Origin of the sequence: Acinetobacter larvae (assembly GCF_001704115.1) — a bacterium.
GTDB lineage: Bacteria > Pseudomonadota > Gammaproteobacteria > Pseudomonadales > Moraxellaceae > Acinetobacter > Acinetobacter larvae.
On the sequence record NZ_CP016895.1, the window covers coordinates 2,634,577 to 2,660,225 of the forward strand.

21 protein-coding genes are annotated in these 25,649 nt (G+C 40.4%); 10 read left to right on the forward strand and 11 right to left on the reverse strand.

Annotated features, from left to right (window positions below; genetic code table 11):
- Positions 1-84: 84 nt before the first annotated feature.
- Positions 85-774, reverse strand: coding sequence for an aquaporin Z (gene aqpZ / locus BFG52_RS11825; protein WP_067556420.1), 690 nt, complete (start codon positions 772-774; stop codon positions 85-87).
- Between the two features lie 223 nt (positions 775-997).
- Here aqpZ and BFG52_RS17210 point away from each other — a divergent pair, with 223 nt between their 5' ends.
- Positions 998-1,225 (forward strand): hypothetical protein, encoded by a 228-nt coding sequence (locus BFG52_RS17210; protein ID WP_157758111.1) that lies wholly within the window; start codon positions 998-1,000, stop codon positions 1,223-1,225.
- A 57-nt stretch (positions 1,226-1,282) separates the two neighbouring features.
- Here BFG52_RS17210 and BFG52_RS11830 read toward each other — a convergent pair whose 3' ends face one another.
- A complete protein-coding gene (locus tag BFG52_RS11830; protein ID WP_067556423.1) occupies positions 1,283-3,514 on the reverse strand; it encodes an AmpG family muropeptide MFS transporter in 2,232 nt (743 codons plus the stop codon).
- 180 nt (positions 3,515-3,694) lie between these two features.
- Between BFG52_RS11830 and BFG52_RS11835 the strand changes: the two genes are divergently transcribed.
- Positions 3,695-6,340: a Lon protease family protein gene (locus BFG52_RS11835; protein ID WP_067556426.1), complete on the forward strand. Its 2,646-nt coding sequence runs from the start codon at positions 3,695-3,697 to the stop codon at positions 6,338-6,340.
- A 92-nt stretch (positions 6,341-6,432) separates the two neighbouring features.
- Here the strand turns inward: BFG52_RS11835 and BFG52_RS11840 are convergent, their stop codons facing one another.
- Positions 6,433-7,683, reverse strand: a complete 1,251-nt coding sequence (locus tag BFG52_RS11840) for a threonine ammonia-lyase (RefSeq protein ID WP_067556438.1) — start codon at positions 7,681-7,683, stop codon at positions 6,433-6,435.
- 168 nt (positions 7,684-7,851) lie between these two features.
- Complete coding sequence (grxD, locus tag BFG52_RS11845) at positions 7,852-8,193, reverse strand: Grx4 family monothiol glutaredoxin (protein ID WP_067556441.1); 342 nt, start codon at positions 8,191-8,193, stop codon at positions 7,852-7,854.
- A 277-nt stretch (positions 8,194-8,470) separates the two neighbouring features.
- On the opposite strand from grxD, the gene BFG52_RS11850 reads away from it, so the two are divergent.
- A complete protein-coding gene (locus tag BFG52_RS11850; protein ID WP_067556444.1) occupies positions 8,471-9,694 on the forward strand; it encodes an aspartate aminotransferase family protein in 1,224 nt (407 codons plus the stop codon).
- Between the two features lie 90 nt (positions 9,695-9,784).
- Here BFG52_RS11850 and BFG52_RS11855 read toward each other — a convergent pair whose 3' ends face one another.
- Together BFG52_RS11855 and BFG52_RS11860 are read right to left on the reverse strand one after the other, a co-directional pair.
- Positions 9,785-10,717, reverse strand: coding sequence for a LysR family transcriptional regulator (locus BFG52_RS11855; protein WP_067556447.1), 933 nt, complete (start codon positions 10,715-10,717; stop codon positions 9,785-9,787).
- Between the two features lie 96 nt (positions 10,718-10,813).
- Complete coding sequence (locus tag BFG52_RS11860) at positions 10,814-11,650, reverse strand: peptidoglycan DD-metalloendopeptidase family protein (RefSeq protein ID WP_067556449.1); 837 nt, start codon at positions 11,648-11,650, stop codon at positions 10,814-10,816.
- A gap of 615 nt (positions 11,651-12,265) precedes the next feature.
- Between BFG52_RS11860 and BFG52_RS11865 the strand changes: the two genes are divergently transcribed.
- From BFG52_RS11865 to BFG52_RS11895, 7 genes are all read left to right on the forward strand, one after another.
- Positions 12,266-12,667, forward strand: a complete 402-nt coding sequence (locus BFG52_RS11865) for an MCR_0457 family protein (RefSeq protein WP_067556452.1) — start codon at positions 12,266-12,268, stop codon at positions 12,665-12,667.
- A 325-nt stretch (positions 12,668-12,992) separates the two neighbouring features.
- Positions 12,993-14,141, forward strand: a complete 1,149-nt coding sequence (dacC, locus tag BFG52_RS11870) for a D-alanyl-D-alanine carboxypeptidase PBP5/6 (RefSeq protein ID WP_067556455.1) — start codon at positions 12,993-12,995, stop codon at positions 14,139-14,141.
- A gap of 93 nt (positions 14,142-14,234) precedes the next feature.
- Complete coding sequence (locus tag BFG52_RS11875; RefSeq protein ID WP_067556458.1) at positions 14,235-14,720, forward strand: NUDIX hydrolase; 486 nt, start codon at positions 14,235-14,237, stop codon at positions 14,718-14,720.
- A gap of 4 nt (positions 14,721-14,724) precedes the next feature.
- On the forward strand, positions 14,725-15,852 hold the full coding sequence (gene mnmA / locus BFG52_RS11880) for a tRNA 2-thiouridine(34) synthase MnmA (RefSeq protein ID WP_067556460.1): 1,128 nt from the start codon (positions 14,725-14,727) through the stop codon (positions 15,850-15,852).
- A 12-nt stretch (positions 15,853-15,864) separates the two neighbouring features.
- The gene (gene hflD / locus BFG52_RS11885; RefSeq protein WP_067556464.1) at positions 15,865-16,611 is read left to right on the forward strand and encodes a high frequency lysogenization protein HflD; all 747 of its coding nucleotides are present in this window, start codon (positions 15,865-15,867) and stop codon (positions 16,609-16,611) included.
- 47 nt (positions 16,612-16,658) lie between these two features.
- The gene (gene purB, locus BFG52_RS11890; RefSeq protein ID WP_067556467.1) at positions 16,659-18,047 is read left to right on the forward strand and encodes an adenylosuccinate lyase; all 1,389 of its coding nucleotides are present in this window, start codon (positions 16,659-16,661) and stop codon (positions 18,045-18,047) included.
- Between the two features lie 220 nt (positions 18,048-18,267).
- On the forward strand, positions 18,268-18,915 hold the full coding sequence (locus tag BFG52_RS11895) for a DUF2238 domain-containing protein (RefSeq protein ID WP_067556469.1): 648 nt from the start codon (positions 18,268-18,270) through the stop codon (positions 18,913-18,915).
- Positions 18,916-18,935: 20 nt separating this feature from the next.
- Here the strand turns inward: BFG52_RS11895 and BFG52_RS11900 are convergent, their stop codons facing one another.
- The 5 genes from BFG52_RS11900 to fimA all read right to left on the reverse strand — a co-directional run bounded on the left by BFG52_RS11900 (position 18,936) and on the right by fimA (position 24,643).
- Complete coding sequence (locus BFG52_RS11900; RefSeq protein WP_067556472.1) at positions 18,936-19,955, reverse strand: fimbrial protein; 1,020 nt, start codon at positions 19,953-19,955, stop codon at positions 18,936-18,938.
- A 195-nt stretch (positions 19,956-20,150) separates the two neighbouring features.
- Positions 20,151-20,666 carry a fimbrial protein gene (locus BFG52_RS11905; RefSeq protein WP_081408701.1) on the reverse strand — a complete coding sequence of 172 codons (516 nt, stop codon included), beginning with the start codon at positions 20,664-20,666 and terminating at the stop codon, positions 20,151-20,153.
- A gap of 53 nt (positions 20,667-20,719) precedes the next feature.
- Complete coding sequence (locus BFG52_RS11910) at positions 20,720-23,302, reverse strand: fimbria/pilus outer membrane usher protein (protein WP_081408702.1); 2,583 nt, start codon at positions 23,300-23,302, stop codon at positions 20,720-20,722.
- A gap of 35 nt (positions 23,303-23,337) precedes the next feature.
- Positions 23,338-24,027 carry a fimbria/pilus periplasmic chaperone gene (locus BFG52_RS11915; RefSeq protein WP_067556475.1) on the reverse strand — a complete coding sequence of 230 codons (690 nt, stop codon included), beginning with the start codon at positions 24,025-24,027 and terminating at the stop codon, positions 23,338-23,340.
- 70 nt (positions 24,028-24,097) lie between these two features.
- Entirely contained in the window at positions 24,098-24,643 is a 546-nt protein-coding gene (fimA, locus tag BFG52_RS11920; protein ID WP_067556478.1) for a type 1 fimbrial major subunit FimA, read from the reverse strand.
- Positions 24,644-25,649: the final 1,006 nt, after the last annotated feature.

Sequence of the window (25,649 nt, forward strand, 5' to 3'; positions counted from 1 at the left end):
AGAATGCTCGATCTTTAATCTATTTAAAAATACGACAAGCAATCTTTTGATCGCTTGTCGTCCTATTCGTCTTATCACGATATTTTATTTTTCACTTGGTGCAATAATACGGTAAATCAATGCGCCAATAATTGCACCAATAATCGGTGCAACCCAGAATAACCACAGTTGCCCCATGGCTGCTGTCTCTGCAAATAATGCAACCGCCGTGCTTCGCGCAGGGTTAACAGATGTATTGGTCACAGGAATACTAATTAAGTGAATTAATGTTAAAGCTAAACCAATTGCAATGGGTGCAAATCCAGCAGGTGCACGGCGATCAGTCGACCCCATAATCACAATTAAGAAAAATGCTGTGAGTATAATTTCAATCAGTAATGCAGAGAATAATGAATAATGCCCTGGAGACAATTCACCAAAGCCATTACTTGCAAAACCCGCAACGCCGGCAAAACCATCTTGCCCCTGTACAATTATAAATAAAAGCGCAGCAGCCAAACTACCACCCAATACTTGTACAACAATATACGGAATTAATTCTTTTAGATTAAACCGCCCACCCACAAATAATCCAATAGATACAGCGGGGTTAAAATGCCCACCAGATATGTGCCCAAATGCATAAGCGCCAGTAAGAACAGTTAGACCGAATGCTAAGGCAACGCCGGCGAAACCAATTCCCAATTCAGGATATGCCGCAGCAAAAATAGCACTACCACACCCACCAAACACCAACCAAAAAGTTCCCAAGAACTCTGCTAGTAACTTTTTCATTTGTTTTATCTCTCACTGTTGGCCAGTTTCTTAAACAAGAAAGACCGCCTAAAAAAATTGTGAATCATTTATAAATTCTGAAAAAAGCAAATAACATCAACAGAAGAATTTTACCGTTTGCTTTACTTAGGCAATATAAACACTTTTGAGAATAATGCAAAATTCATCACACTTTTTAAGTTTTAAGGTGAAATAAATCGCTGTTTTAGATTGGTATTTAAAAATGACTGAAAAGTTCTCTTTTCATTATGTTTATCTTAGTTTTGGAATTTTTGCAGCGGTCACCACGCTTCATATGACAGTTTACGCGCATTTAAAACATTACCTAGAGAGTGCTTATGTGTATGTGGGAAATGCTTTGCGGGGAATGCTTTGCAGAAAAAAATCTGTAGTGCTGATATGCCGTACCAAGCCAGTCACCATAATGACTGGCTTGGCACCTCTGGCATGATCTGAGTCTATTGTCAGAAATAACGATGCTTAAAAATAGCGATCTTCAGAATAAGTTTTAAGATGATGTGCCTTCACCACGTTCTTTTAACAATCGTGCTACCCAGAGTACCAAGAAAATAATCGGTACCCCCATCAGTGCAGTCATCGTAAAGAAGCCAGAATAGCCCAAATTACTAACGATTGTGCCTGAATAACCCGAAATTGCTTTGGGGAATAATAGCATCAGTGAACTAAAAATCGCATATTGCATCGCGGTAAAAGAGATGCTGGTTAAGCTTGATAGGAATGCAATAAATACCGCCCCAGCCAAACCAGACGCCATATTGTCAAAAACAATACCCAACACAAGCCAGACTTTACTATAAGGGACAATGACTTTACCGCTTAGTTTTACGGTATCTGCTTGTTGTGTATCTATTGCTTGGAATCCCAATAAGGCAATACGCTGCTTAGGTTGATCACCATTCAGTTGATGGACAGGATGCTGGGTTTTTAATTGGTAGGCTTGATCGGCAATGGTATAATGTGCAACCACCACGAGCTGATCGAGTTCTGCCAAGGTTGGACCTGGAACAACCATATTATAATTGATATTTTGTAGTGCCTGTTTACGCTCTGGCAACTGCGCCGCAGTGCCATTATTCTCCAGCTGCGCAACATTTGCATGATCTGTTTTAGCAAGAATAGGCGCTTTTTTCGGGAGCTGAATTTCGACCTTGTCTAATACGGCTTCTGCGGGTAAGTTCACCACACGACCACGAATGCTGACATCTTTGAGCAATTGATTTTGATAGAGTTTGTCATCGCCACCAATGGCATATAGCAAAAGCTCTGGCTTCTGTTCACCTTGATAGCGCGGCATTTTTACATCCAGACTCAGGGCTTGGCTAAAGCCTTCAGGTCTAGAACGAATTTTTAAAACATCTGCTGCCGCAAAACTAGATTGAGGGATGTCAATATTCCAACTGCCGACTTCATTGGGCATCACCTGAAATGTTCGTGAACCCAGCTGTAATTCTACTGCGTTCATCTGTGCGCCAGATTTCACCAAACCTACAAAAATTAAATTGGTAGTACACGCCACAATGGCGCCCACTAACATCATTTTCATAATATTGTATTTTTGTGCCAGAATCCCACCGATAAAACCACCGATGATCACAAAAATAACCGCGACGAATTTATTAAACCACGCGATCTCTTCTTTATCGAAGTTGAGATCTAGATAAAATAAATTTGCCATTACCCCAGCAACTACATCAGAAATACGATAAAAGCCAATTAATAATAAAATGGCCAGTGCGACTTTTACCCCATAGCGTTTAAAGAAATCTAATAATGGATTGACCCATGTATCAAACACTATTTTTTGATTAATAATACCCGTCTCAATGAATACCCAGACCGCAGCAGCAGTGGTTGCAATAGCACCAACAAAACGGAGTACCTGTAAGACGAACTTTAAAATTGGATCGGTGACCATTAAATAGCTATTTAAGATACCGATCATATAAAACGCTGCAATAAAAACAACAGTAGAGCCGATAAATAAAGCAAAGAGCTGTAAATAATCTCCACTGCTATAACGATCATCTTTACGTACAACTTTAGGTTCAGAGATAAGTAAAGTCGTTGCAACTCCTATACACATTAATGCCGCAATAGCCAAATAGGTTGTTTGCCAAGCACTATAAATATAATTACCCGCAGCCGTACCCAATGATGCCGCCAGCAACAACCCACCCAGTTGGGTTATAATCGTTGCAATCCGATAACCCGCATTATAAGTTGAAGCGAGAACAGTCTGTAAATTGGGATCTTGGCTTAACTCAATACGATAAGCATCGACAATAATATCTTGTGTCGCAGAAGAAAAACCTAAGAAGACCGCAGACAGAGCCATAAAAACAACATTCGGCACAGTACCAAAGCTAAATAAATTTGGGCTTGGATCGATACTCGACATCAAACAAATGGCAGAGATGACCAATAACTGTGAGAGCAATAACCAGCTACGGCGCCGTCCCATTTTTGCGGTTAGATAGGGAATAGGTAATTTATCAATCAAGGGCGCCCAGATAAATTTAAAGGCATAAGCCAAAGATGCCCATGAAAACATGGTAATCGTACTAAGCTCTACCCCTGCTTCTTTTAACCAAAAAGACAAAGTCCCAAAAATTAAAAATATGGGCAATCCAGAAGAAAAGCCCAAAAAAAGCATAATAATTGCGCGTCGATCCAAAAAAGCTTTGAACGCCGCCGCCATGCCAGTTGTCTGAGTGGTCATAACCTTATTGTTGTCTAGCCAAAGAAATAGTCACTATTCAACCTTTAAATGCATAGAGTTTCAATATTTTTATCCTTTTAGTTTTGTATTTTCGAGATTTGTCGGCATTTCGCTTGTATTTTCTGTCAAACCTGTTTAGCTTTAACTTTTCAGCCCCCTCCTTTGTTTTGGACTTTACTAGTGACACAACAACACGAAAAACCGCATGCCAAGCTTTCCACGCTCAGCAAACCGCTTTTAGATGCCAATAATAATAGTTATCCCACCATATTTGAGCAAAGCCATTTACAAGAAACTTTAGAACACACCCGACTTAGTGCCAAAGAGCTGACGCATACGCCTGACATTACACAGATTCCGTCTTCTACTCGCCGTCTTCACCCACTGAATAACTTCCTCGGTCAAGATCGCGCCAAGGCTTCTGTCGAAGCAGGAATTGCATTGCCATATTCTGGCTACAACATTTTTGCCGTCGGAACCGCTGGGCTCGGTAAACGCACCATGATTAAGCGTTTACTGCAACAACACGCCAAATTAATGCCCACTCCAGATGAATGGGTATACGTCAATAACTTTAAAAATCCACGCCTTCCCATTGCACTCCGCTTTCCTGCTGGTCAAGCCCTGAAGTTTCAAAATCAACTCCATCAGAACTGGCACAGCATTATCAAGCAACTGGAACGCCGTTTTAGCGCAGAGACTTATCACAACCGCATTGAACGTATTCGTCAAGAAACCGGTTTAGAACAACAACATGCACTGGTTGAACTCACACATGAGGGTGAATTACTCGATCTAAAACTGGTCAATCGTAATGATGAACATCGCTTTGTTCCCATACAACGGGTAGAAGGTGAAATCATCGAGTTAGACCAAGAGCAAATCAATGCGCTCGATAGCCAACAACGTGCTGAAATTGCGTCTAATATTCGCTATATGGACAAGAAACTACAGCGTCTTGGCTTAGAGCTGGGTAATCTTGAGGACAACGCACGCGATCAGGTCAGTTTATTAAACCGTGACATCGCCAAACAAGTGGTCACCCCGCGTATTCAGCAATTGATTGAAAAACACAAAGAGGTCAAAGGCTTAGAGGCTTATCTCAAGGCTTATCTGCAAGATATCATCGATCAGGTTGAACTGATTTTAGAACAAGAAGAAGATGATTTGGTTGCAGGGAGTTTTAATCGTATTCCCATTCGCTATCAAGCCAATGTCGTGGTCAATCACAAACCCAATAGTGGTGCACCCGTGTTGTTTGATGATTTTCCAACCCACTACAACTTATTGGGGCATGTCGAACAATTTACCCACAATGGCACCATTAGCACAGACTTTACCCTAATTCGCCCAGGTGCATTACACCGTGCCAATGGCGGTTTTTTATTGCTGGAAGCCGAACAACTATTAGAACAGCCTTATGCCTGGCAAGGTTTAAAACGAGCCCTCAAGTCAGGACAATTAAAATTATCCTCATTAGAGCATATGCTGACTTTAACTGGCAGTATTTCCATTGAACCAGAGCCCATTCCCTTACAGCTCAAGGTCGTGCTCTTGGCTGAACCTGAAATTTATTATGAAATTTTAGAGCTTGAACCAGAGCTCGGCAGTGTCTTTAAAATCCGTGCTGATTTTACCGATACCCTGCCGCGAAATAGCAGCAATGAATTGGCTTATATGCAACTGATTGCAGACTATGTTCAGCAAGATAAACTCTTGCCCTTTGATCGTAGTGCATTGAGCGCATTATTAACCGATTCCAGTCGTCAAGCAGAAGATCAAAGTTCACTTTCCTTACACGCCTTAACCCTTGGCGATTTAATCCGTGAATCTCATCACCATGCCATGCAAACAGGCAAGAAAATGGTGACTGCAGAGCAGGTCAACACGGCGCTCAAACATCGTCAATATCGCTTAGGCTATTTAAGAGAATTGTACTGGCAGGATTTATCGCGTGGCACGCAACTGATCGAAACACGTGGTCATCGTTTGGGGCAAATTAACGCGCTATCTGTCATCCACTATGCCGATGTCGAATTTGGTTTGCCCTCACGTCTCACGGCGTCGGTTTATCAAGGGGGCGGTGATATTCTCGATATCGAACGCAGTGTTGAGCTCGGGGGCTCTTTGCATGCCAAAGGTGTTTTATTGATGGCAAGCTTCCTCAAAGCTCATTTTGGTCGCGCACAAATTTTACATTTCTCCGCAGCATTGGCCTTTGAACAAAGCTATGGTCAAGTCGATGGTGACAGTGCCACTGTGGCAGAACTATCCGCACTGATTTCTGCCATTAGCCAACTCCCGATTGATCAATCTTGGGCAATTACAGGCTCGATGAACCAGCTTGGACAAGTACAGCCAATTGGTGGGGTAAATGCCAAAATCGAGGGTTTCTTTGATGCCTGTAAATTACAAGGTTTGACAGGACAACAGGGCGTGATTATTCCGAGACAAAATATGCAACATCTCATGTTGCGTCCAGATGTCATAGAAGCCGTTGAAAATACAAAATTTCATATTCACGCCATCGAAACCATCGACCAAGCTTTAGAAATCCTAATGGCACGCCCCGTGGGACAGTTGGATAAAAAAGGTCGCTATAGCAAAGGTTCAATTTATGCAGCAGTCATGTCACAGCTTGAATATTGGCAAGCGATTGAAGATGGTGCCGAAATTGAAGAAGTGCCAGCCAAAAAGCTAAAAAAGAAAAGTAAAAAGAGCAAAAAAGAAGACAAAGAAAATACTGAAGCGACCGCAGATAGTGTTGAACTGTGTCAGCATCATCAACCACTCAAAAAGCGGAAAAAACTAAAAAAGTTGAAATAGCGCTATAAGATCTCAAAAATGTTCCAGCATTTTCGCCCCTTATCATCGCATCATCTGCGTTATAGGGGGCGAAAAAGGGCGTAAAGTAGCATTTAAATCTCTTCTTTACGCACAATATAATCTTCTAATTGCATTGCTTGCAGCATCGCATCAAGATCAGTCGCACTCTTCAATTCGATATCTACACTCACAGCACTGTCCTTAGCGCGGCTATTGGCAGCAAAGCGTTCATGCCGTAACTCATAAATATTGCCCCCCTGCTCGGCAATAATCGCGGTTAAACGCGCCAAAGCCCCAGGATGATCACTCAAATCCACTCTTAAGCGGATTAAGCGTCCACTACGCGTCAAATGTCGTTGTAAAACAGAGACCATAACACGTGTATCGATATTCCCCCCAGACAATACCACGCCGACCTGATGCCCTAAAAACAACTCTGGGCGTGCCATAATGGCGGCAATACCCGCAGCACCCGCACCTTCACAAACTGTTTTTTCGATGTTCAATAACAGTGCAATGGCTTCTTCTATCATGTCTTCATTGACCACCACAATCTCATCCACCAAATCGGCAACGACAGCAGCCGTTAAATGACCCGGCTGACTCACAGCAATCCCCTCAGCAACAGTGGAGCCATGTGGCGAAGGCAGTTTATAGTCAAATACCTGTTGTGCCATACTCGGATAGACTGCCGACTGCACCCCAATGACTTGAATGTTGGGATTGATTGCCTTGGCTGCAATTGCAATACCCGAGATTAATCCGCCCCCACCAATCGGCACCAATAAAATATCTAAATTGGCAACACTGGCTAACATTTCAATGGCAACCGTACCTTGCCCGGCGATAACTGCCGCATCATCAAAAGGATGAACGATGGTTAAATGTTCCTGCGCAGCCAATTGCTGCATTTTAGCGGCTGCTTCAGCAAAATCTTGCCCATGCAAAATGACCCGTGCGCCATATTCACGTACACGTTGGATCTTCACTTGTGGTGTTTGTGTGGGCATGACAATCGTTGCAGCCACGCCTGTACGTTGAGCGTGATAAGCCACACCTTGTGCATGATTTCCAGCTGATGCTGCAATTACGCCACGTTGGCTTTCTTGTTGGGACAATGACAATAATTTATTCAATGCACCACGCTCTTTAAAGGATGCGGTAAATTGCAGATTTTCAAATTTCAACCAAATCGTTGCACCGAGTTTTTTCGACAAGGTCTCTGATAATACACACGGTGTATTGACGATCAGCCCTTGCAAACGGTGTTGTGCTGCTTGAATCTGTTCAAATGTAGGTGCGGCAGTGGGATAAGCGACTGTGGGCGAGGCATGCTGAGACATTTCTGCGAATCCTATCTTTGCAAAAGCATTGTTCATGATGAGAGCTTATAGTTTATTTTTTCTGAAACAAAAAAACGAGCACTTCTGTGCTCGTTTTACAATTCTCGTTTTATAATTACAGCATATTTAGGCAATCGCCCCTAGCTTTCAGCGTCTGCTACTCAGCTTTTAAGCATCTGGTGCTGGGCTATATTGTTCAATTAATGGCTTAAGCTCACCGTTTTGGAACATTTCCAATACGATGTCGCTCCCACCGATCAACTCACCATTCACCCAAAGTTGCGGGAAAGTCGGCCAATTGGCAATTTGGGGAAGTGTAGCGCGAATATCTGGATTTTCGAGAATATTGACATAAGCAAATGGGCGACCAATTTGGCTTAGCGCTTCAACTGCCCGTGCAGAGAATCCGCATTGTGGAAATTGTGGCGTACCTTTCATATACAGTAATACAGCATGTTTAGCAATTTGATCACGTATTAACGCTTCAGTATCACGTGCTTGTTCAGTCATTGATCAATCCTCAACTAATCTAGCCAGCATTATACCTAAAACTGAGCAAAACAATAGACTTGTCATTTGCCACAATTTTATTTCAGTTTGTTTTTGCCAACCAGTACACATAAAAACCATGCTTTATTCTAAAATTTAAAGCCTTAATAACTTGTATTAGATCAAGCTTTTCCGTTCATACTGCTGTACACCTTTTATTTTCTCTGGAGTCTTTCCATTTCATAGAATTTTTGCTTATATAGTTTTTTCCCTATTCAATCGATTTGATGAGTTAATTATGAACAACCCAAACCTAGCCCCCGTACAAGTTGATCAACCCTCACATTTGATGCCCGTTTTTGGTCGTCAACCGATCAGCTTTGTCCGAGGTCAAGGTTGTTATTTATATACAGCAGATGGCACGGAGTATTTTGATGCTCTAACCGGTATTGCGGTCTGTGGTCTAGGGCATGCTCACCCAGTAATTGCCGAAGCCATTGCTGAACAAGCACATACACTTCTTCATACCAGCAACCTCTACGAAGTCCCTTGGCAAACAGCTGCGGCACAAAAACTGGCGGCAGTTTCAGCTATGGAGGAAGTATTTTTCTCCAATAGTGGTGCTGAGTCCAATGAAGCTGCCATTAAAATTGCGCGTAAATATGGGCATCAGCAAGGTATTGCGCTGCCTAAAATTATTGTGGCTGAAAAATCTTTCCATGGTCGTACCTTGGCAACACTCTCAGCAACTGGCAACAAAAAAGTACAACAAGGTTTTGAGCCTTTGGTTGAAGGGTTTATTCGTGTTCCATTTGGCGATATTGAAGCCATTCAAGAGGCAGCCTTACAACATCCTGACATTGTTGCCATCTTGGTAGAACCGATTCAAGGCGAAGGCGGTATCAATACAGCTCCTCAAGGATTTAACTATTTAAATCAACTGCGAGATATATGTGATCAGCAACAATGGTTATTGATGTTAGATGAAGTACAAACGGGTAATGGTCGCACAGGTCAATATTTTGCCTATCAACATAGTGGCATCTTACCCGATGTAGTCACCACAGCCAAAGGCTTAGGCAATGGTTTTCCGATTGGTGCCGTCATGACCCAAGGTCGCGCTGTCGGTGTGCTCGGCGCAGGCAATCATGGTTCAACTTATAGCGGTACGGCATTAGGCTCGCGGGTTGTATATACCGTGATTGATCTGATTGAAAAAGAACAGATCATTGCAAATGCTGCAAACATGGGACAATATTTAGTCAAGCAATTACAACAACAATTGGCGCAACATGCGATTCAAGTGCGTGGTTTTGGTCTTATGATTGGAATTGAGCTGCCACAAGATTGTGCGGCACTGGTAGATATTGCACGTGATCAGCATCAGTTGATTATCAATGTAACGGCTGGTAATGTGATTCGCTTACTGCCAGCCCTGAATATTACTCAAGCACAATGTGATGATTTAACTCAACGCCTTGTTGCTTTAATTCAAAATCACCTAGCCGAAAACGCGCAATAATAGAAGCCAGTCCATGCAGTATCACGGGTATATTGCATGGATTATAAAATTTTTTATTTCAAAAAAAGAATCAATTTAATCACAATCGAATTAAGAAGCCTCTTGGTAAACACGACCACCTGGCAATTGACCAAAATATTGTTTTAATGCGTCAAGACAACGTTGAATCTTCATATGCTGTTGCTCTCGTTTTAAAGTTAAAGCTGACAGCGTAAATACTGGCAATTTCCATTCTGGCAACACTTCTACCAATGTCCCATTCATTAAATCTTTTTGCACATCTAAATATAATAATCGCGCAATGCCGTGTCCATTCTGACACAAAGATTTCGCTATAAATACATTATTGGTTTCAATTCGATGTTTCATATCCAAAGAAATAACTTCTTTGCTAGCGCCATGCTGAAAGCTTAATTCTTGAAAATGATTGCTTGTGTTTATAGGAATGAGATTATGATTTAATAGATCTTCTGGTTTTGAAATTGGCATCGTTTGATTTAAATAGCTTGGCGATGCAACTAATACCTGATCAACTTTAGCAAGTAATGTCTCATGCAAAAGCGGATTATCATCTGAACTAGAAGATATTTGAATAGCAATATCTAATTTTTCATCAAGTAAATCACTCGTTATATACTCAGTTTCAAATTGCAGTTTTAAGCCGCGATGCGCTGACATCCAATGAGATAGTGCTGGAATCACATGGGCTGCACCAATTTCGGGCGTAGCAGAAATTCTTAAATCACCTACCAAATCGTCACGTAATTCATTAATTCTGATTTTACCGCGTTCTGCGGCAGCTAGCATTTCTTGACAGCTGTGGAAAAAAGCTTGTCCGACTTCAGTCAAGCTGAGCTTTCGCGTAGAACGATATAAGAGGGTGACCTCCATTTCGTTCTCCAAAGATCGCACTTGCTGACTTACAGCACTTGTGGTGATACCAAGTTCACGGGCGGCACCACTAAATGAACTCTTTTCAACAACACAAGCAAATACACCCATTGCTCGAAGTTGATCTAACATATATTACCCTCTAATACTATGAGATGCTTCACACAAAAAAGGTAGAAGCAACTCTTTGTATTATACGGAGAAATTAAACATTTGTATAAAAAATATTTAATTAGTTGGCAAAATAGTACTAGGATCGACAGGTTTTCCGTTTAATCTGACCTGAAATTCGAGCATTGTGCGGTTTGTACCACTAGAGCCAACTTCAGCAATTTTCTTACCTGCACTCACGTTTTCACCGCTCTTAACTAAGATCGTGCGATTATGCGCATAGGCGGTGATATAACCATCAACATGCTTAATTAAAACCAGATTGCCATATTCTTTTAAACCATCAGAGGCATAAACCACTTGACCTGGCGCAGCAGCATAGACAGGATCACCGGCTTGACCGCCATAACGTGTGCCTTTCACGTTATTTGCGAGATTAAAATTCTCAATGACGGGGCCAGTTGTTGGTCTTACCCACTGTAATTTATTGCTATTTACAGGTGCAACCACGGCTGGCGTTGTGGTTTTAGCCTGATTGGCACTATTGCTAGTGCTAGTATTGGGCAAGTTAATCGTTTGACGCTGAATAGGTGGCGTAGTATTTATGGCCGTAGTCGTCGCACCACTACGTTGCGTATTGCTCGCCGCAGTATTCGCTCCGCTTAAACGTAAGGACTGTCCAACATAAATGGTATAAGGTGAATTAATGCCATTTTCTCGTGCAACATTTAAATAATTCAACCCGTAACGTGCTGAAATACCACTTAAAGTATCTCCTGAACGCACAGTATAGTATTGGGGTGCTTGTGCATAACGCGTTGTTGTATTATTGACTTGAGGTTTCGAGGCGCAGCCCACTATGCTCAATGTCGTTACCACCATTGCCGATGTTATTATTCGACTTATCCATACCTTCGGTAGACCAAAAACGTACTGCGTTTGAGCCAACTGCATCGGTTTTCCTCTCTAAGACAAACTAAAAGATCAAAAAAAATAGGGTAGCAAAAAAGTGCAGTAAATCTCACTTAATCTGCTCGTTTTCACAAACTTATAACATATAGCATAGCATTGACAGGATAATGATGTAGATATTCGGCACTGTATCGTTGTTTTTTTCCACAAAATATGTGTGATCTTTACATTAAACCATAGCCATTATTATGTTAGAACTGTGCTGTAATGCTATATCCGCTTGGGCTATACTTTGATCTATGATCTATCTTGCAAAGTAAAATCAACGCAAAGCTTTCAATGCAAGCGTCTCAATACAAGGCTTGCAAGAAAAAATTTCAATGCAGAATCATGAGTCAAAGTAACCATCTTCCCAGCTATACGCAGTCATCATTTAGACTTTACTTGGTGTGAAATAGAGCAGCGCAACACTATATTTTAGCTGAATTTTCAAGCAATCTCATCGCCAAAAACGGCAGTGAATAGACACTACTCCGCGCATCAAATCAGACCAATCATCTTCATATTGTCTACAACATAAATACATTTAAAAAGTGCATTTATCTGCCAAATTGTTTAATCTACAGCATTCATTTGCTTATTTGATGAGTTTTATCAATGACTAACCTGAAAGATCTGATTAAAAATTGTAGTAAAGCCATCACGCTCGGTACCTTTTCCATTAGCTGCTTGTTGAGTGCGACATTATTTGCTGCAGAAAATAATGAAAATATCGAAGTTACCCAAGTTCAGGTGACTTCAGAAGAGCTGGCTGCAATTTATGTGTTATCAGAAATTTGCCCCAAATTTGTCAAAGGTAAAAAATTTGATCAAGGCTATGCTGCTTTGGTAGCAGACTACCTGCCAGACTCTGCTAAGCCATTACGCCAATTGCAGCAAATCGCACAAAATCCACAGTTTAAAAAGTTCCTTGATGAAGCCCGTCAAGACGCCCAAAAAGCCGGAGATGATAAAAACCGCGCCGTTTGCCAAGACATCGAAAAATATCAATCCTACTAATTTACTGTGGCCAAATTCACTGCGCCAAAACTCACTGCTTTACTGCGGCAAAACTTGCTGTATCAAAACTAGCAGTATCACAACGCGTGGTATCAAGACTTTGTAAAGCAATCCCACCTCACATGATGATTTCCCCAGCATCTTTGTGAGGTAAATCACACAAAGAATCTAGCGTGTTGTGGTCTTGATCTTTAGATTGTTCATTTTAACGACCCTAGTTACAATTCACATGAAAATCAGTTAGCTGCCCCATGGCGCTAGGCTGTGCTTTGTCCTAGAATGCTTACTTTGTACTACCAACCTCTAAGAAATTGGAATACTGAGAATGATCCGAAAAAGCGCCATTGCTGCGATACTGCTATTACCGACCTTATCCAATGCAGCAACCGTACTCTCCAATCCACCGGAACTGAATAATAAATCATATATTCTGATGGACTATGAAACCGGACAGATTTTGGCTGCCAAAAATGAAAATGAAAAACTGGCACCAGCATCAATGACCAAAATGATGACCAGTTACATCATTGAGCAAAAACTGCTTAAAGGTGAACTGACGGAAACAGAAAAAGTCCGTATGAATGAGTCGGCATGGTGTCGTGGTAGTAGTGCTGAATCGTGTATGTATGTCGATCTCAATAAAACCGCTAGCGTCTTAGAAATGTTGCGCGGGATTATTGTTCAGTCTGGTAATGATGCATCTAAAGCAATGGCGGAGCATATTTCAGGGAATGAAGGTGCTTTTGCTTATATGATGAACCAAGAAGCAAAACGCATTGGCATGACCAATACCAATTTTATTAACTCAACTGGTATGCCAGCTGAAGGGCATTATTCAACAGCCAAAGATATGGCCCTGTTGGCAAAACATATTATTCATGACAGCTCTAAATACTATCCAATTTACTCCGAAAAAGAATATACCTATAACAACATTAAACAAGGCAACCGTAATGCCCTACTTTATACCGACCCAAGTGTAGATGGTTTAAAAACCGGTCATACCAATGAAGCGGGGTTCTGTGTAACCACCTCGGCAAAACGTGGTCCTATTCGTTTGATCTCGGTGGTATTTGGTGCACCAACCATTCAACAACGTGCGACCCAAACCCGTGAATTACTGGCTTGGGGGTTCTCTAACTTTGAAACCATCAATGTCCACCCAGCAAAACAGGTTCTTGCCAATGCCAAAGTTTGGTTTGGTGATACCGATGAAGTGAAGGTTGGTTTAGCAGAAAGTTTTAATGTCACCATGCCCAAAGGACAAGGTAACGCCATTAAAACGCAAATTTCAGTACAACCCAATCTCAATGCACCACTCAAACAAGGACAAGTGATTGGTAAGCTGACGGCAACACTAGATGGTAAAGTCATTGCAGAAAAATCATTGGTTGCGCTCAATGAGGTTGAAGAGGCCGGATTTTTCTCTCGTTTAATCGATCACATCAAACTATTCTTTAGTAATTTATTTTAATATTTCATAAATTTAGAGATAGTTTTCGTCACAAACATAGCATCATGAGCATAAATTTCGTAAAATACTTTTTTTATCTCTTGGTGCTTGTTTATGACCGTTTGGACACCGCATGTAACTGTCGCAACCGTAGTCGAGCGAGACGGCTGTTTCTTATTGGTTGAAGAACACAGCAAAGGGATAAGCCATACTGTTTTTAATCAACCTGCTGGGCATGTCGAAGCAGGAGAAACCCTGCAACAGGCAGCGATACGCGAAACCCTAGAAGAAACTGCGCATCAAGTTACAATCGATGCTTTACTCGGCATTTATACCTATACTCCACCAATGTTTCCAGATCGCACCTATTATCGCTTTTGCTTTTTAGCGCATAGTATTGCACATCATGAACAACGTGCATTAGATCAAGATATTGTTGCAGCCCACTGGATGAGCCTAGAACAATTACAACTCACCGGTCGTGCGCGTAGCCCACTCGTCGTCAAAGCCATTGCAGATGCTTTAGCCGGACAGCGTTATCCCTTGTCCCTGATTTACGAACATAATACTCCCCCATTTACCTCAGCTTTGGATGCCTAATTTTATGCAACAACGTGTCATCGTCGGAATGTCTGGTGGTGTAGATTCATCTGTATCTGCCGCATTACTCTGCCAACAAGGTTATCAAGTCGAAGGCTTGTTTATGAAGAACTGGGAGGAAGATGATGGCACGGAATACTGCACCGCAATGGCAGACCTTGCCGATGCACAAGCCGTATGCGATAAAATAGGCATTCCGCTACACACTGCAAATTTTGCAGCAGAATATTGGGATCGTGTTTTTGAACACTTTCTGGCTGAATATGCCGCTGGACGTACCCCCAATCCCGATATTCTCTGTAATAAAGAAATTAAATTCCGCGCATTCTTAGATCATGCCATTCATTTAGGTGCTGATTTTATTGCCACCGGTCACTACACGCGTCGCAGTGCCACAATGCACAATAGCAAAGGCGAAGCCTATGCACAGCTATTACGTGGTCGCGATGATAACAAAGACCAAAGCTATTTTTTACATGCTGTACATGGTCGTGAAATTAATAAAACGTTATTCCCTGTTGGTGAAATTGAAAAACCGGAAGTCCGACGAATTGCTGAACAGCTCGGACTCGCCACGGCCAAGAAAAAAGATTCTACCGGGATTTGTTTTATTGGTGAAAGACGTTTTAATGACTTTCTAAAACAGTATCTCCCTGCTCAACCAGGTGAAATAGTACTAGATAATGGCAAAATTGTCGGTGAGCATCACGGTCTAATGTATTATACTTTGGGTCAACGTGGTGGTATCGGTCTAGGTGGGCTGAAAGGTGCACAAGAAGGTGCTTGGTTTGTCTTGCACAAAGACATTGCCAATAACCGTTTAGTCATTGGACAAGGTCATGAGCATCCATTGATGTTAAGTGATGTCTTGTGGAGCGAATCGATAGACTGGATTGCTGGTGAGGCGGATATTCCTGCACAAGGTTTACGCTGTACAGCCAAAACCCGTTATCGCCAGCCAGACCAAGACTGTGTAATTTATCAGGATCAAGACGGCACTGTTCGTGTTGAATTTGATCAGGCACAACGCGCTGTAACCCCAGGGCAAAGTGTAGTGTTTTATTTGGGTGAAAATTGTTTAGGTGGCGGTGTCATTCATCATAGTAACGCCGCCATACCAAGTTTTATATAGAGGAAAGTTGGCATGCTTGAACTCCCTTTTGCGCAAACATCCGATCTGAGCCTGCGACAAAATCGAGCTTTAGCCTTAGCGGCAGTCTTCCAAGCCACCCAGATTACGCATATGACCGCATTATCTGGGCAACAGAGTATCGGAGAAAGCGGAAATTTTTATTTTGAACAGCTGATTAAAGCCAGTTTAAACATCCGCCCTGCCGCCAAACATGCCAGCGCAACACTTGATTTTTTCAATCAACTGTCCGATATATCCTTGGGACTAAAAACATTTGAAAGTTGTATATGCCATCCTTACAACCCTCAACCCAAGGGACCTTTGCCCAAACCACCGCAGAATAATTTGGTCAATATTAAACTCCCCATGTCCTATGCCATGTCCTTATTAGCCCTAGAAAAAAAAGTATATAGCCAAGACAAATACGTTGAAATTATTGAACAATCACAACAAAAAATCTTAAAGCAATTATCATTTTTTGATCACAATTTTACCCATCCCAGTATTTTAGCCAATCTCGCACAAACCTATGTCAATACAGCTGGGCAAATTAATCCACGTATTATGGTGCGCGGGCATGCCGAAGCCTTTAAAGATGCCAATCACACCAACCGAATTCGTGCAGCTCTCTTCACAGGGCTACAAATGGCACACTTATGGCGCCAATTGGGCGGCAGCTCATGGCAACTCTTTTTAAACAAACGTAAATTACGTCAAGATATCCAAGATCTAGCTCGCCTCCAATACCAGTTGAGTTAGTCGATGGGTCTTTTTTAAGTTCATTTTGAATAGATTAGGAACTATTTATGAATGCTTTAACAGCACTTTCTCCATTAGATGGACGTTATGCGAGCAAATGTGATGCGCTACGACCTTTTTTGTCTGAGTTTGGTCTCATCCACGCCCGCGTAACTGTAGAAGTTCGTTGGTTACAAGCACTTGCCAATCATCCTGCTATTGTGGAGCTCAAAGCATTTAGCCCCGCAACACAACAGCGTCTGGATGACATCGTAAGCCATTTCAGCGAAGCCGATGCTGAACGTATTAAAGAAATTGAACGTACCACCAACCATGATGTCAAAGCGGTTGAATATTTCCTAAAAGAAAAAATTGCAGATCTTTCAGAACTTGCAACGGCTAGTGAATTTATTCACTTTGCCTGTACCTCTGAAGATATCAATAACCTATCACATGCCTTGATGCTAAAAAATGGTCGTCAGGTCTTGCTTGAAAGTATGCAAAATATTGTAGACAGTATCGTTGTTTTGGCAGAAAGACATGCCGATCAAGCCATGTTGTCGCGTACCCACGGTCAAACCGCTAGCCCAACAACCTTGGGGAAAGAAATGGCCAACGTTGCTTATCGTTTAGCACGTCAGCTTAAACAATTTAAACAGGTTGAATTACTAGGCAAGATTAATGGTGCTGTCGGTAACTACAATGCGCATCTTTCTGCTTATCCACACATCGACTGGGAAGCCAATGCCGAAGCCTTTGTCTGCTCACTCGGGCTAAACTTCAACCCATACACCACTCAAATTGAACCACACGACTATATGGCAGAGTTATTCGACGCCTTACGTCGTTTCAACACCATTCTGATCGATTTTAACCGTGATGTATGGGGTTATATTTCTTTAGGTTATTTCAAACAAAAACTGAAAGAAGGCGAAGTCGGTTCATCTACCATGCCACACAAAGTCAATCCGATTGATTTTGAAAACTCAGAAGGTAACTTAGGTCTTGCCAATGCCGTACTGGCACACTTAGGTGAAAAACTACCAGTTTCTCGTTGGCAGCGTGACCTGACGGACTCAACTGTACTGCGCAATATGGGTGTGGGTTTTGCACAAAGCCTCATTGCATTTGATGCCTGTTTAAAAGGTATTGGCAAATTAGAGTTAAATCCACAAATTCTGGCTGCGGATTTAGACCATGCACAAGAAGTACTGGCTGAACCTATTCAAACGGTTATGCGTCGTTATAGCGTTGAAAAACCTTACGAAAAACTTAAAGCCTTGACCCGTGGTCAAAGCATGACCCGTGAAATCATGGTGAACTTTGTACAAGGTGAAGAATTAAGCCAAGTCCCCAGTGAAGATCGTGCGCGTTTAGCGGCATTAACACCAGCAAGTTATACCGGTAATGCAGCAGCCCAAGCTAAAAATATCAAAAAGCGTATCGCAGAGCTGTAATCTAAAACAATCTGTAATGTAAAACAATAATGCAATGAGCGCATATTCCCATATGCGCTCATTTGCTCTCCGCCATCATTAATGGCAGAAAGACTATTAATTAATCATATAAAACCAATAATTTTTTCATTCTGTCATAAGGTAATAGCAGCATAAATATTCGCCTTTCAAGCTTAATATTCGCTATGATGCATAGATAATCCATAGTTCATAAATTCTTATGTCTGCACATGCATCTTTCAATCCTACATTGACATTTAAACATTGGCTTGCACTCAGTATTATTATCCTTTGCATGCTAATCGCCAGTATTCAGCCATTAGATCTACAATCCTATGCCTTGCATCAGCTTGGTACACTCTTAATGTTAATTGCGCTGCTCTGCTGTCAGAAATACTTTGCCTTACAGTTTCAAAGCTTTGTATTGTATTTAATATTTTTAGCAATTCACATTTTAGGCGCACATTATTTATATTCTTATGTCCCTTATAATGATTGGGCAATCCAGTATCTGCATTTTGATTTACAACAAACCATGGGCTGGCAGCGCAATATGTACGATCGTTTAGTACATTTTAGTTATGGCTTATTGCTCTACCCTTTTTTTATCGATATTTTCAAAAAAATATTTCGACCACTGCCAGCAAAACTTATTATTTTATTGGTCATCCAATGGGTTATGGTGACCAGTTTAATGTATGAATGGATAGAATGGGGCATTGCTTTAACCATGTCACCTGAAGCCGCAGAACAATATAACGGACAACAAGGTGACATCTGGGATGCACATCAGGACATGCTTATGGCAACACTGGGTGCAATTTGCATGTCACTGATTATATATTTTAGCGCTAACAATACCCGCTAGCGCTAAAACAACACGATGCCTTATTGGAAATCAATCCGTACATGACCTTGTGCATTGACAAAACCAGGTTGTGGTTTAACGCCTGTCACACTGACGGGAACGGCTTTAATGGTAAAGCGACCACGCGCATTATTGTCCAATCTAAATGGAATATAACTATTGATGGTATTAATTTTTAATACTTTATCGTCTTTATCTAACATCTGAAAACCAACATTAGGGTTATTAGACACCAGAATATTATTTTTTGGATTGGTTGCTTCAACCCGTGCAGAAAGCAGCTGTTGCGCTTCAATATTTTTACATTCGACGCCAATATTTTTAGTCATGATTGGCGTGCCTTCTGGACGATTACCAGCACCCGCACTTTCAAAAGCACCGGCTTGAATTCGACCAAAATCAAATTCAATAACATTACCGACATCAAAAGTACAAGATTGTGGTACCGTCATGGTTGCTGCCAAACGAATGATCGCAACAGGTTTGTTTGGTACATCACCAGCGCTTGTCGCCATAAGAATTTGACCGACCTCGCGATCTAGAACAAAACTTTGTCCAACAAATTTCTTTTTAATTCTTAAGCGAACTTGTACTTTACTACCAGAGCTATATTGCGGCGTACAATCATTACTATTACATAAGTTAGACATCGCCGTGACTGGTATACTGACCCACTTACTGCGAAACCCACCAATCCAGACTTTCATAGCGACTTGTAGATAGTCATTGCCTGGGATGTTATACCAGACAGTATCACCATCACGACTGCCCTCTGTTAATCCAGAGCTCGGCTTTAAGGTAATAAAGGTGTTGTTCCCTCTATTACACGGTGCAGGTAACGAATAGCCATCCGATCGATTAAATTCTTGCCAATTGGTTGTATAACCAACATGGTTCTGATTTGCATTAAAATTGGCACTATAAGTATAAGTATGTGGGCCAGCCGCAGGTGCACATGATCCCGCATAGCTAGAATCAGCGATGCTATAACATGCCAGTCCGATCGTCGATAACAAAAAACATTTTAAATTACCATTCATTTTTTATTACTCATCTATATTTTAATCAGGAAGCCTGATTTAATAATTTTTGCCAAACCCATAACGCTGGAGAACATGTACCTGCACAAACATACTGTCTCGCCCAAATGCTATTCATAACGCTGCTACTTTAAGGTTTGTTTTAATAATGAATTTATATTCATCCTAATGTCACAGATCACTGTACGGTGACTTTTAATCAAAAGTCAGTACAAAAGTGGCTGAAGAATTGGCTTTGCCAGCCGTTACATTGGCTCGGGTTGCAATATAATTGGCAAAAAAATCTATCTTCGCTGTTTTCATATTTTTCAGATTTTCAACCGGTGCATAATCACCCATGGATAATAAATCCCGGTTTTTATCTAAGATTTCAATCGCAACATTTTTCGCTCCCGAACTCGCATCCAGTGCTAAATAATTGCTATTGGTACTATCTTTAGGTCCTGCAAAAGAAACTTTTACGCTGTTGGTATTGCAGTCAAGTAAATGAATTGAAAATGGCATGGCACGGGTACGATCGCCAAGTTCTTTCATATTCTTAGTCGCCCATGTGCCTAAATTAACGCGCATATTTTGACTCTGTGATGCAACAACACATGGACTTTCCACAATTTGAGCTTTAAGGCGTAAATTAATTTTAACCACAGGATCAGCCTGAAGGTGACTGCTATAAAGCAATACGCCGAGTACCATTAATTTATAAAATTTCATCTTAATACCTTAATTCATATTGATACGATGGCTAAATAACGCCTTATGCTTACTTAAATACAATTCAACTCGAGATTTGCGATTGAAGACTCGTACTCTTCTTGATCAAACTCATAAGATGCAATACAGCTGTCAGTTGCATCTGCTCCCCATGACACCTGCAAGGTACCTTTTTGACCCAAGCCACTTAAATAAGCTTGTCCATCTGTACCCACCATGCCATTGATATTACTGTTCTGTTCAGTAACAGATGAAGCATAAGGAACATAACTGCCATTGTGTTTAAGCGTAATCAAAGCACGTTGACCGATACGAGAATCAAAAACTGCTTTAACCACTGCGCCACGCATCGGAACTAGGTTTTTCACGTTTACATCAATTTCCGTTTTATCGTTAAAACTGTCTGCCACTAAGGCAACACGGTTTAGGCGATAATTCTCTGCATAAGGTAAAATCGCATAGCCTTTACGGTTGGTATAAACGTTGTTAGAGTTTTCAATTTTGACATTGGCCGCACCATTGGTATCGATGAGAACATTGGTATCACCCAAAGACTGTCCTAAAGTAATACCACCGCGATGCAAAATCACGCCGCCAGATAAATCATAGTTGAGGCTTTTATTTTTGCCGTCATCGGTAAAGTTAAAACCAAGACCACCGCTACCATAGCGTGTATCTAAGCGCACGGCCGCTGTACCGAATGCACCATTTTCATCATGATGACCATGTACCACGTTGTAGCTCAACTGACGATCATCTAATAAATTACCGTTAATACTGGTTTGTATTGAAGAACCACCATTCGAATCATGTACATAGTTGGTATTACTATAGATATCGTTTTTCACACGATCTTTAGATCCAAAGAAGGCATTTAACGGTATAGAAATACTTGCTGAAACTGTATTATTTTTATCATTGACAAGATTATAAGAATCTTGCAATGACCACGCTAAGTTATAACTAAAGTTCTTAAATGCTTTAGCATAACCAACCTGATAAGTTTTTGTAGATTTCGGCGCATTCCAATAGGTCTGATAGTTTATAGATGCATATAATGATCCATAATCACGCAAGTCTTGAGTAACGTTAAAAAGAAAACGACCTTTTTTAGTAAAGTTCAAATTATAATAAGAACTCGGGTCATAATAACTATTCCCCATCTCATCAAATTTTTCGTCTAGTTCAAAACGCTCCATATTCTTATAGGCAACGTCATTTAAGGTATAGAATCCCTTAGTCGAATAACGATAACCCAGTAATTGGAATGTCGTACCTAATTGGTTCAATGATTTAGAATAAAGTAGGCGATACGACTGCCCTTTATAATCCTTGTCATCGGCTAAGGTACTGTTGGCATGTGTCATATCAAAAGACAATGCCCCCCAGTTGCCCATATTCTTACCAAAACCTAATAAACCAGCTTGGTATTTTGAAGCGAGTTGGGTACCACCATATAAGGTGAAACCTTGTGGCATGCCTCGGCTCATACTCGCTTGTACAAATACCGGTTTATTTTGCTCACGGTTACCACTACGGAATTCACCCGCAGTCACATCGAACTTACTCCGACCTTCACGCAGTAAAACCGGTACGCCAGAATAAGGTACAACGAAGTTTTGCACTTCACCGCTCATACTCTCGACGGAAACATGCAAGTCACCACTATTTGACATAGACGATAAATCATCGATGACAAATGGTCCGGCATTAACGTTTGTTTGATAAACGGTATAACCATTTTGTTTAATGGTCACAATACTCTTCGAACTGGCAATACCACGTACCACAGGCGCATAACCCTGCATACTAATCGGTAGCATGGCTTCAGAACTATATAATCTGACACCACGGAAACCTACGCTGTCGAAGATATTATCGTGGGTATTACTGTCACCCAAGATCAGTTCACTCTTCAAAGGAACAATCGTTCTCTCAGCATAGGTCTGGATATTTGACCATTTTGATGTGCTGGTATCTGAAGGTTTGTGGTGATAGTAATTATAAGAAGATAAATTCTTTATACGGAATCCAGCAACATTCAAACCAAAATCTAATAATAGGAATTGGCTATTACTGTTGTCAGAATGACTACCATTAAAATTATAGTTTAATGTTGCCGCCGTAATCCCACGATCCCATTCAGATGGTGGAATATAACCACGCGCATCACTCTTAATCCAGATTTGAGGAATACTCAAATCTAGACGTTGCAATGCAAAGTTATAAACGATTTCAGCTTCTGGTATATATTGTTTTACGTCTATGCAAGTCTCATTTTTTAATTCTTCATAATTGGGCAATTCATAATATTTCACCCCAACTAATGTCAGAAATTCGACATTAATACATGGAGCTAAACCACCTGAGACAGCGTCACTTTTATCTGTTTTTTGAAAATTAAGGTCTTTTGATAAAACAAAATCATCATTAACGTATACATTAACCTTATAGTTACCAGGCATCTGGAAACCACTTTCGAAACTCGATAAATCGGCAACAACCGAACCTTCCGTATTTAACAATAAAGAAGGGTTAAAATAGTCGTCTGCATATACAAAGCTACTAGATAGAATGTAAGTACATACAATAACTCGATGACCTATCTGTACATATTTCAAATTAGTCTTTGTCATTTTAATTTCTCACGCAAACAAATTATTGCTTGCTGTTATTGGATGCGTAATACTTTTTCGTCAGTAAAGGCGCCAAAATCATTAATGGTCTGAAAAGCGACTTGAGAACCCATTTTTTTAAGGGGTTTTTCTGAAAAAGGTTCTAACATTAAGTTATCTTGTTTGACACCATCTACACTGATATTGACCAGTGTCATAAAATATGGCGTTGGGTTTTTCAGTACTGCTGTATTATTTACTACGCCAGCTGCTAACAAACTTGGAGCGTCCTCAATACGAATAGACAAATTTGCTGGACGACTCATCATTTTGATACGAGACAAAATAGCCAATTGCAATACGTTCGTTTCTTCAAGCTCAGCCTTACTTACAGATGGAATAGCTTGAACATTGAGGTAATATAAAGTTTCGCGATCTTGTGGAAGATTTTGGTTAGTATTGACCACACGCAGTGTATTTTCTGCTTTCGCTTCACTCACAAACATTGGCGGCGTTACGATGACACTTTTGGTTTTTTGTGCAGATGCATCTTCAACCCAAGCATTAATAAGATACCGTTTATCTAAGGTACTATTAACAACAGGCATCGAAGCTTGTTTTTGATCTTGATTATAAATTAGACGTGTTGCACCCAGTGCAATACCACCCGAAGCATGAGAAATATTGGTTAAAACAATAGATGTAAGAGCGATACGAGTTACATATTGCATAATCAAACGTAGCATGGTGTGGTTCCCCTAAAATTATAAAAATAAAAAACGATACTCCTCATGACGAGAAGTATCGTTGTATTAATTATTCGTAGCTGATTACGAAGTTAGCATCAGCATATGCTTGACCAGCAGTAGCTTTCTCAGCAGTTGATTTATAACGAGCAACGAAGTCGATTGTGTTGTTGCCATCGATCAACGCTTTAGGAGCAGAGAAAACAGTACCGTCTGGAGTTAAGATTTTGCCATTGTAGTCAGCAATTTCTACACCAACACCTGTTGCAGATACTGCATTATTAGAAGGACCTGAATGGATTTTTAACAAAGTAGAATCAGTTGCATCTTGTGGACCAGTGAATGCAAATTGAGCAGTTTTAGATACAGCAGTATCACAATCTACTAATTTGATTGAAAATGGTACGTTTGGAGTGTATTGACCTGCTGCAGTGATATTTGCAGTACGGTGTTGACCTAACTGTACAGTTTGGTTCGCTGTATCAGAGCTTACAGCACAAGCAGCGTTTACGAATTCACCAGCAAAGTGAACAGTACCACCGTTTACAATAGTAGCAGCATTTGCCAAACCACTTGTTAATAGAGCCGCGCCTGCAACTAAAAGTACTTTTTTCATATCTCTCACCTGTAAAGATTTATCGTTAAATTTAAGTTTTCTAATTTATGTGAAAGGCTTTCTTAAAATTTATAAAGAAAGTGACGCCGATCACACTTTCCGCATTAAATGAAAATTTTTACCGGTGGTCAAATGGCTATATTGTCAAATTGTAGTTTTTTAAAAATTGCGAAAAAGCCATTTTATTAAAGATATAGTATTGATTTTAAATGTTTTACTTAGATTAGACTTTCGCTATTTATTTTGTCAAAAAATACATAATGGTTCCAAAGAGACACAAAAGATTACAACAGTATTTTTAAGATTATCGCTCAAAGTTATTTTTTTAAACTATTTTTCATATACTTATCACAATTTAATTACTTTATACCTAAACAATAGGCTAAACACCCAATTACACAAAAATACTTATTTAGTTTTTATTAATAATAGGACAGCTTGCTCCAACATCATCATCAATACGACCATGATGAAAAGCGCTTAAAAGACATTTTTTAGTGTAATAACTCAAATTAATATCATTATATTTCAAACCATTATTATATATGTTTCGTTATTTATTTTTTCATATGGATTAAAAATTTAGCAGCAATTTTAATTGACGCATTATTTATTAAGTTTATTTGAACAAATATCTAGATAAAGCAAATTGCTCAAAATACAACCAAAACCTTAATCAAGAATATATGAAGCAGATAATGACGTGTGTATAGCGACAAATATGCGCATTATTTATCCAAAAAGTAAAAATATTACGGCTTTATTACTGACAATATTTTAAGTGCTCTCATGATGTTTAAGTTTTTTGACAACAACAAAGCCCATTGCTCAACGCCAAAGTCAAATCGAACTCAAAATAAATACCCCCTAAACCATAAAAACCACTGCGCTGTTATTCAACTGTATTGTTATTCATCCTCCATAACATACAGCAAATACAGTACAGTGGTTAAAACTGACTTTTATTGGCATATCATTTGTGGCGTTATTTATTCAAACATAAGCT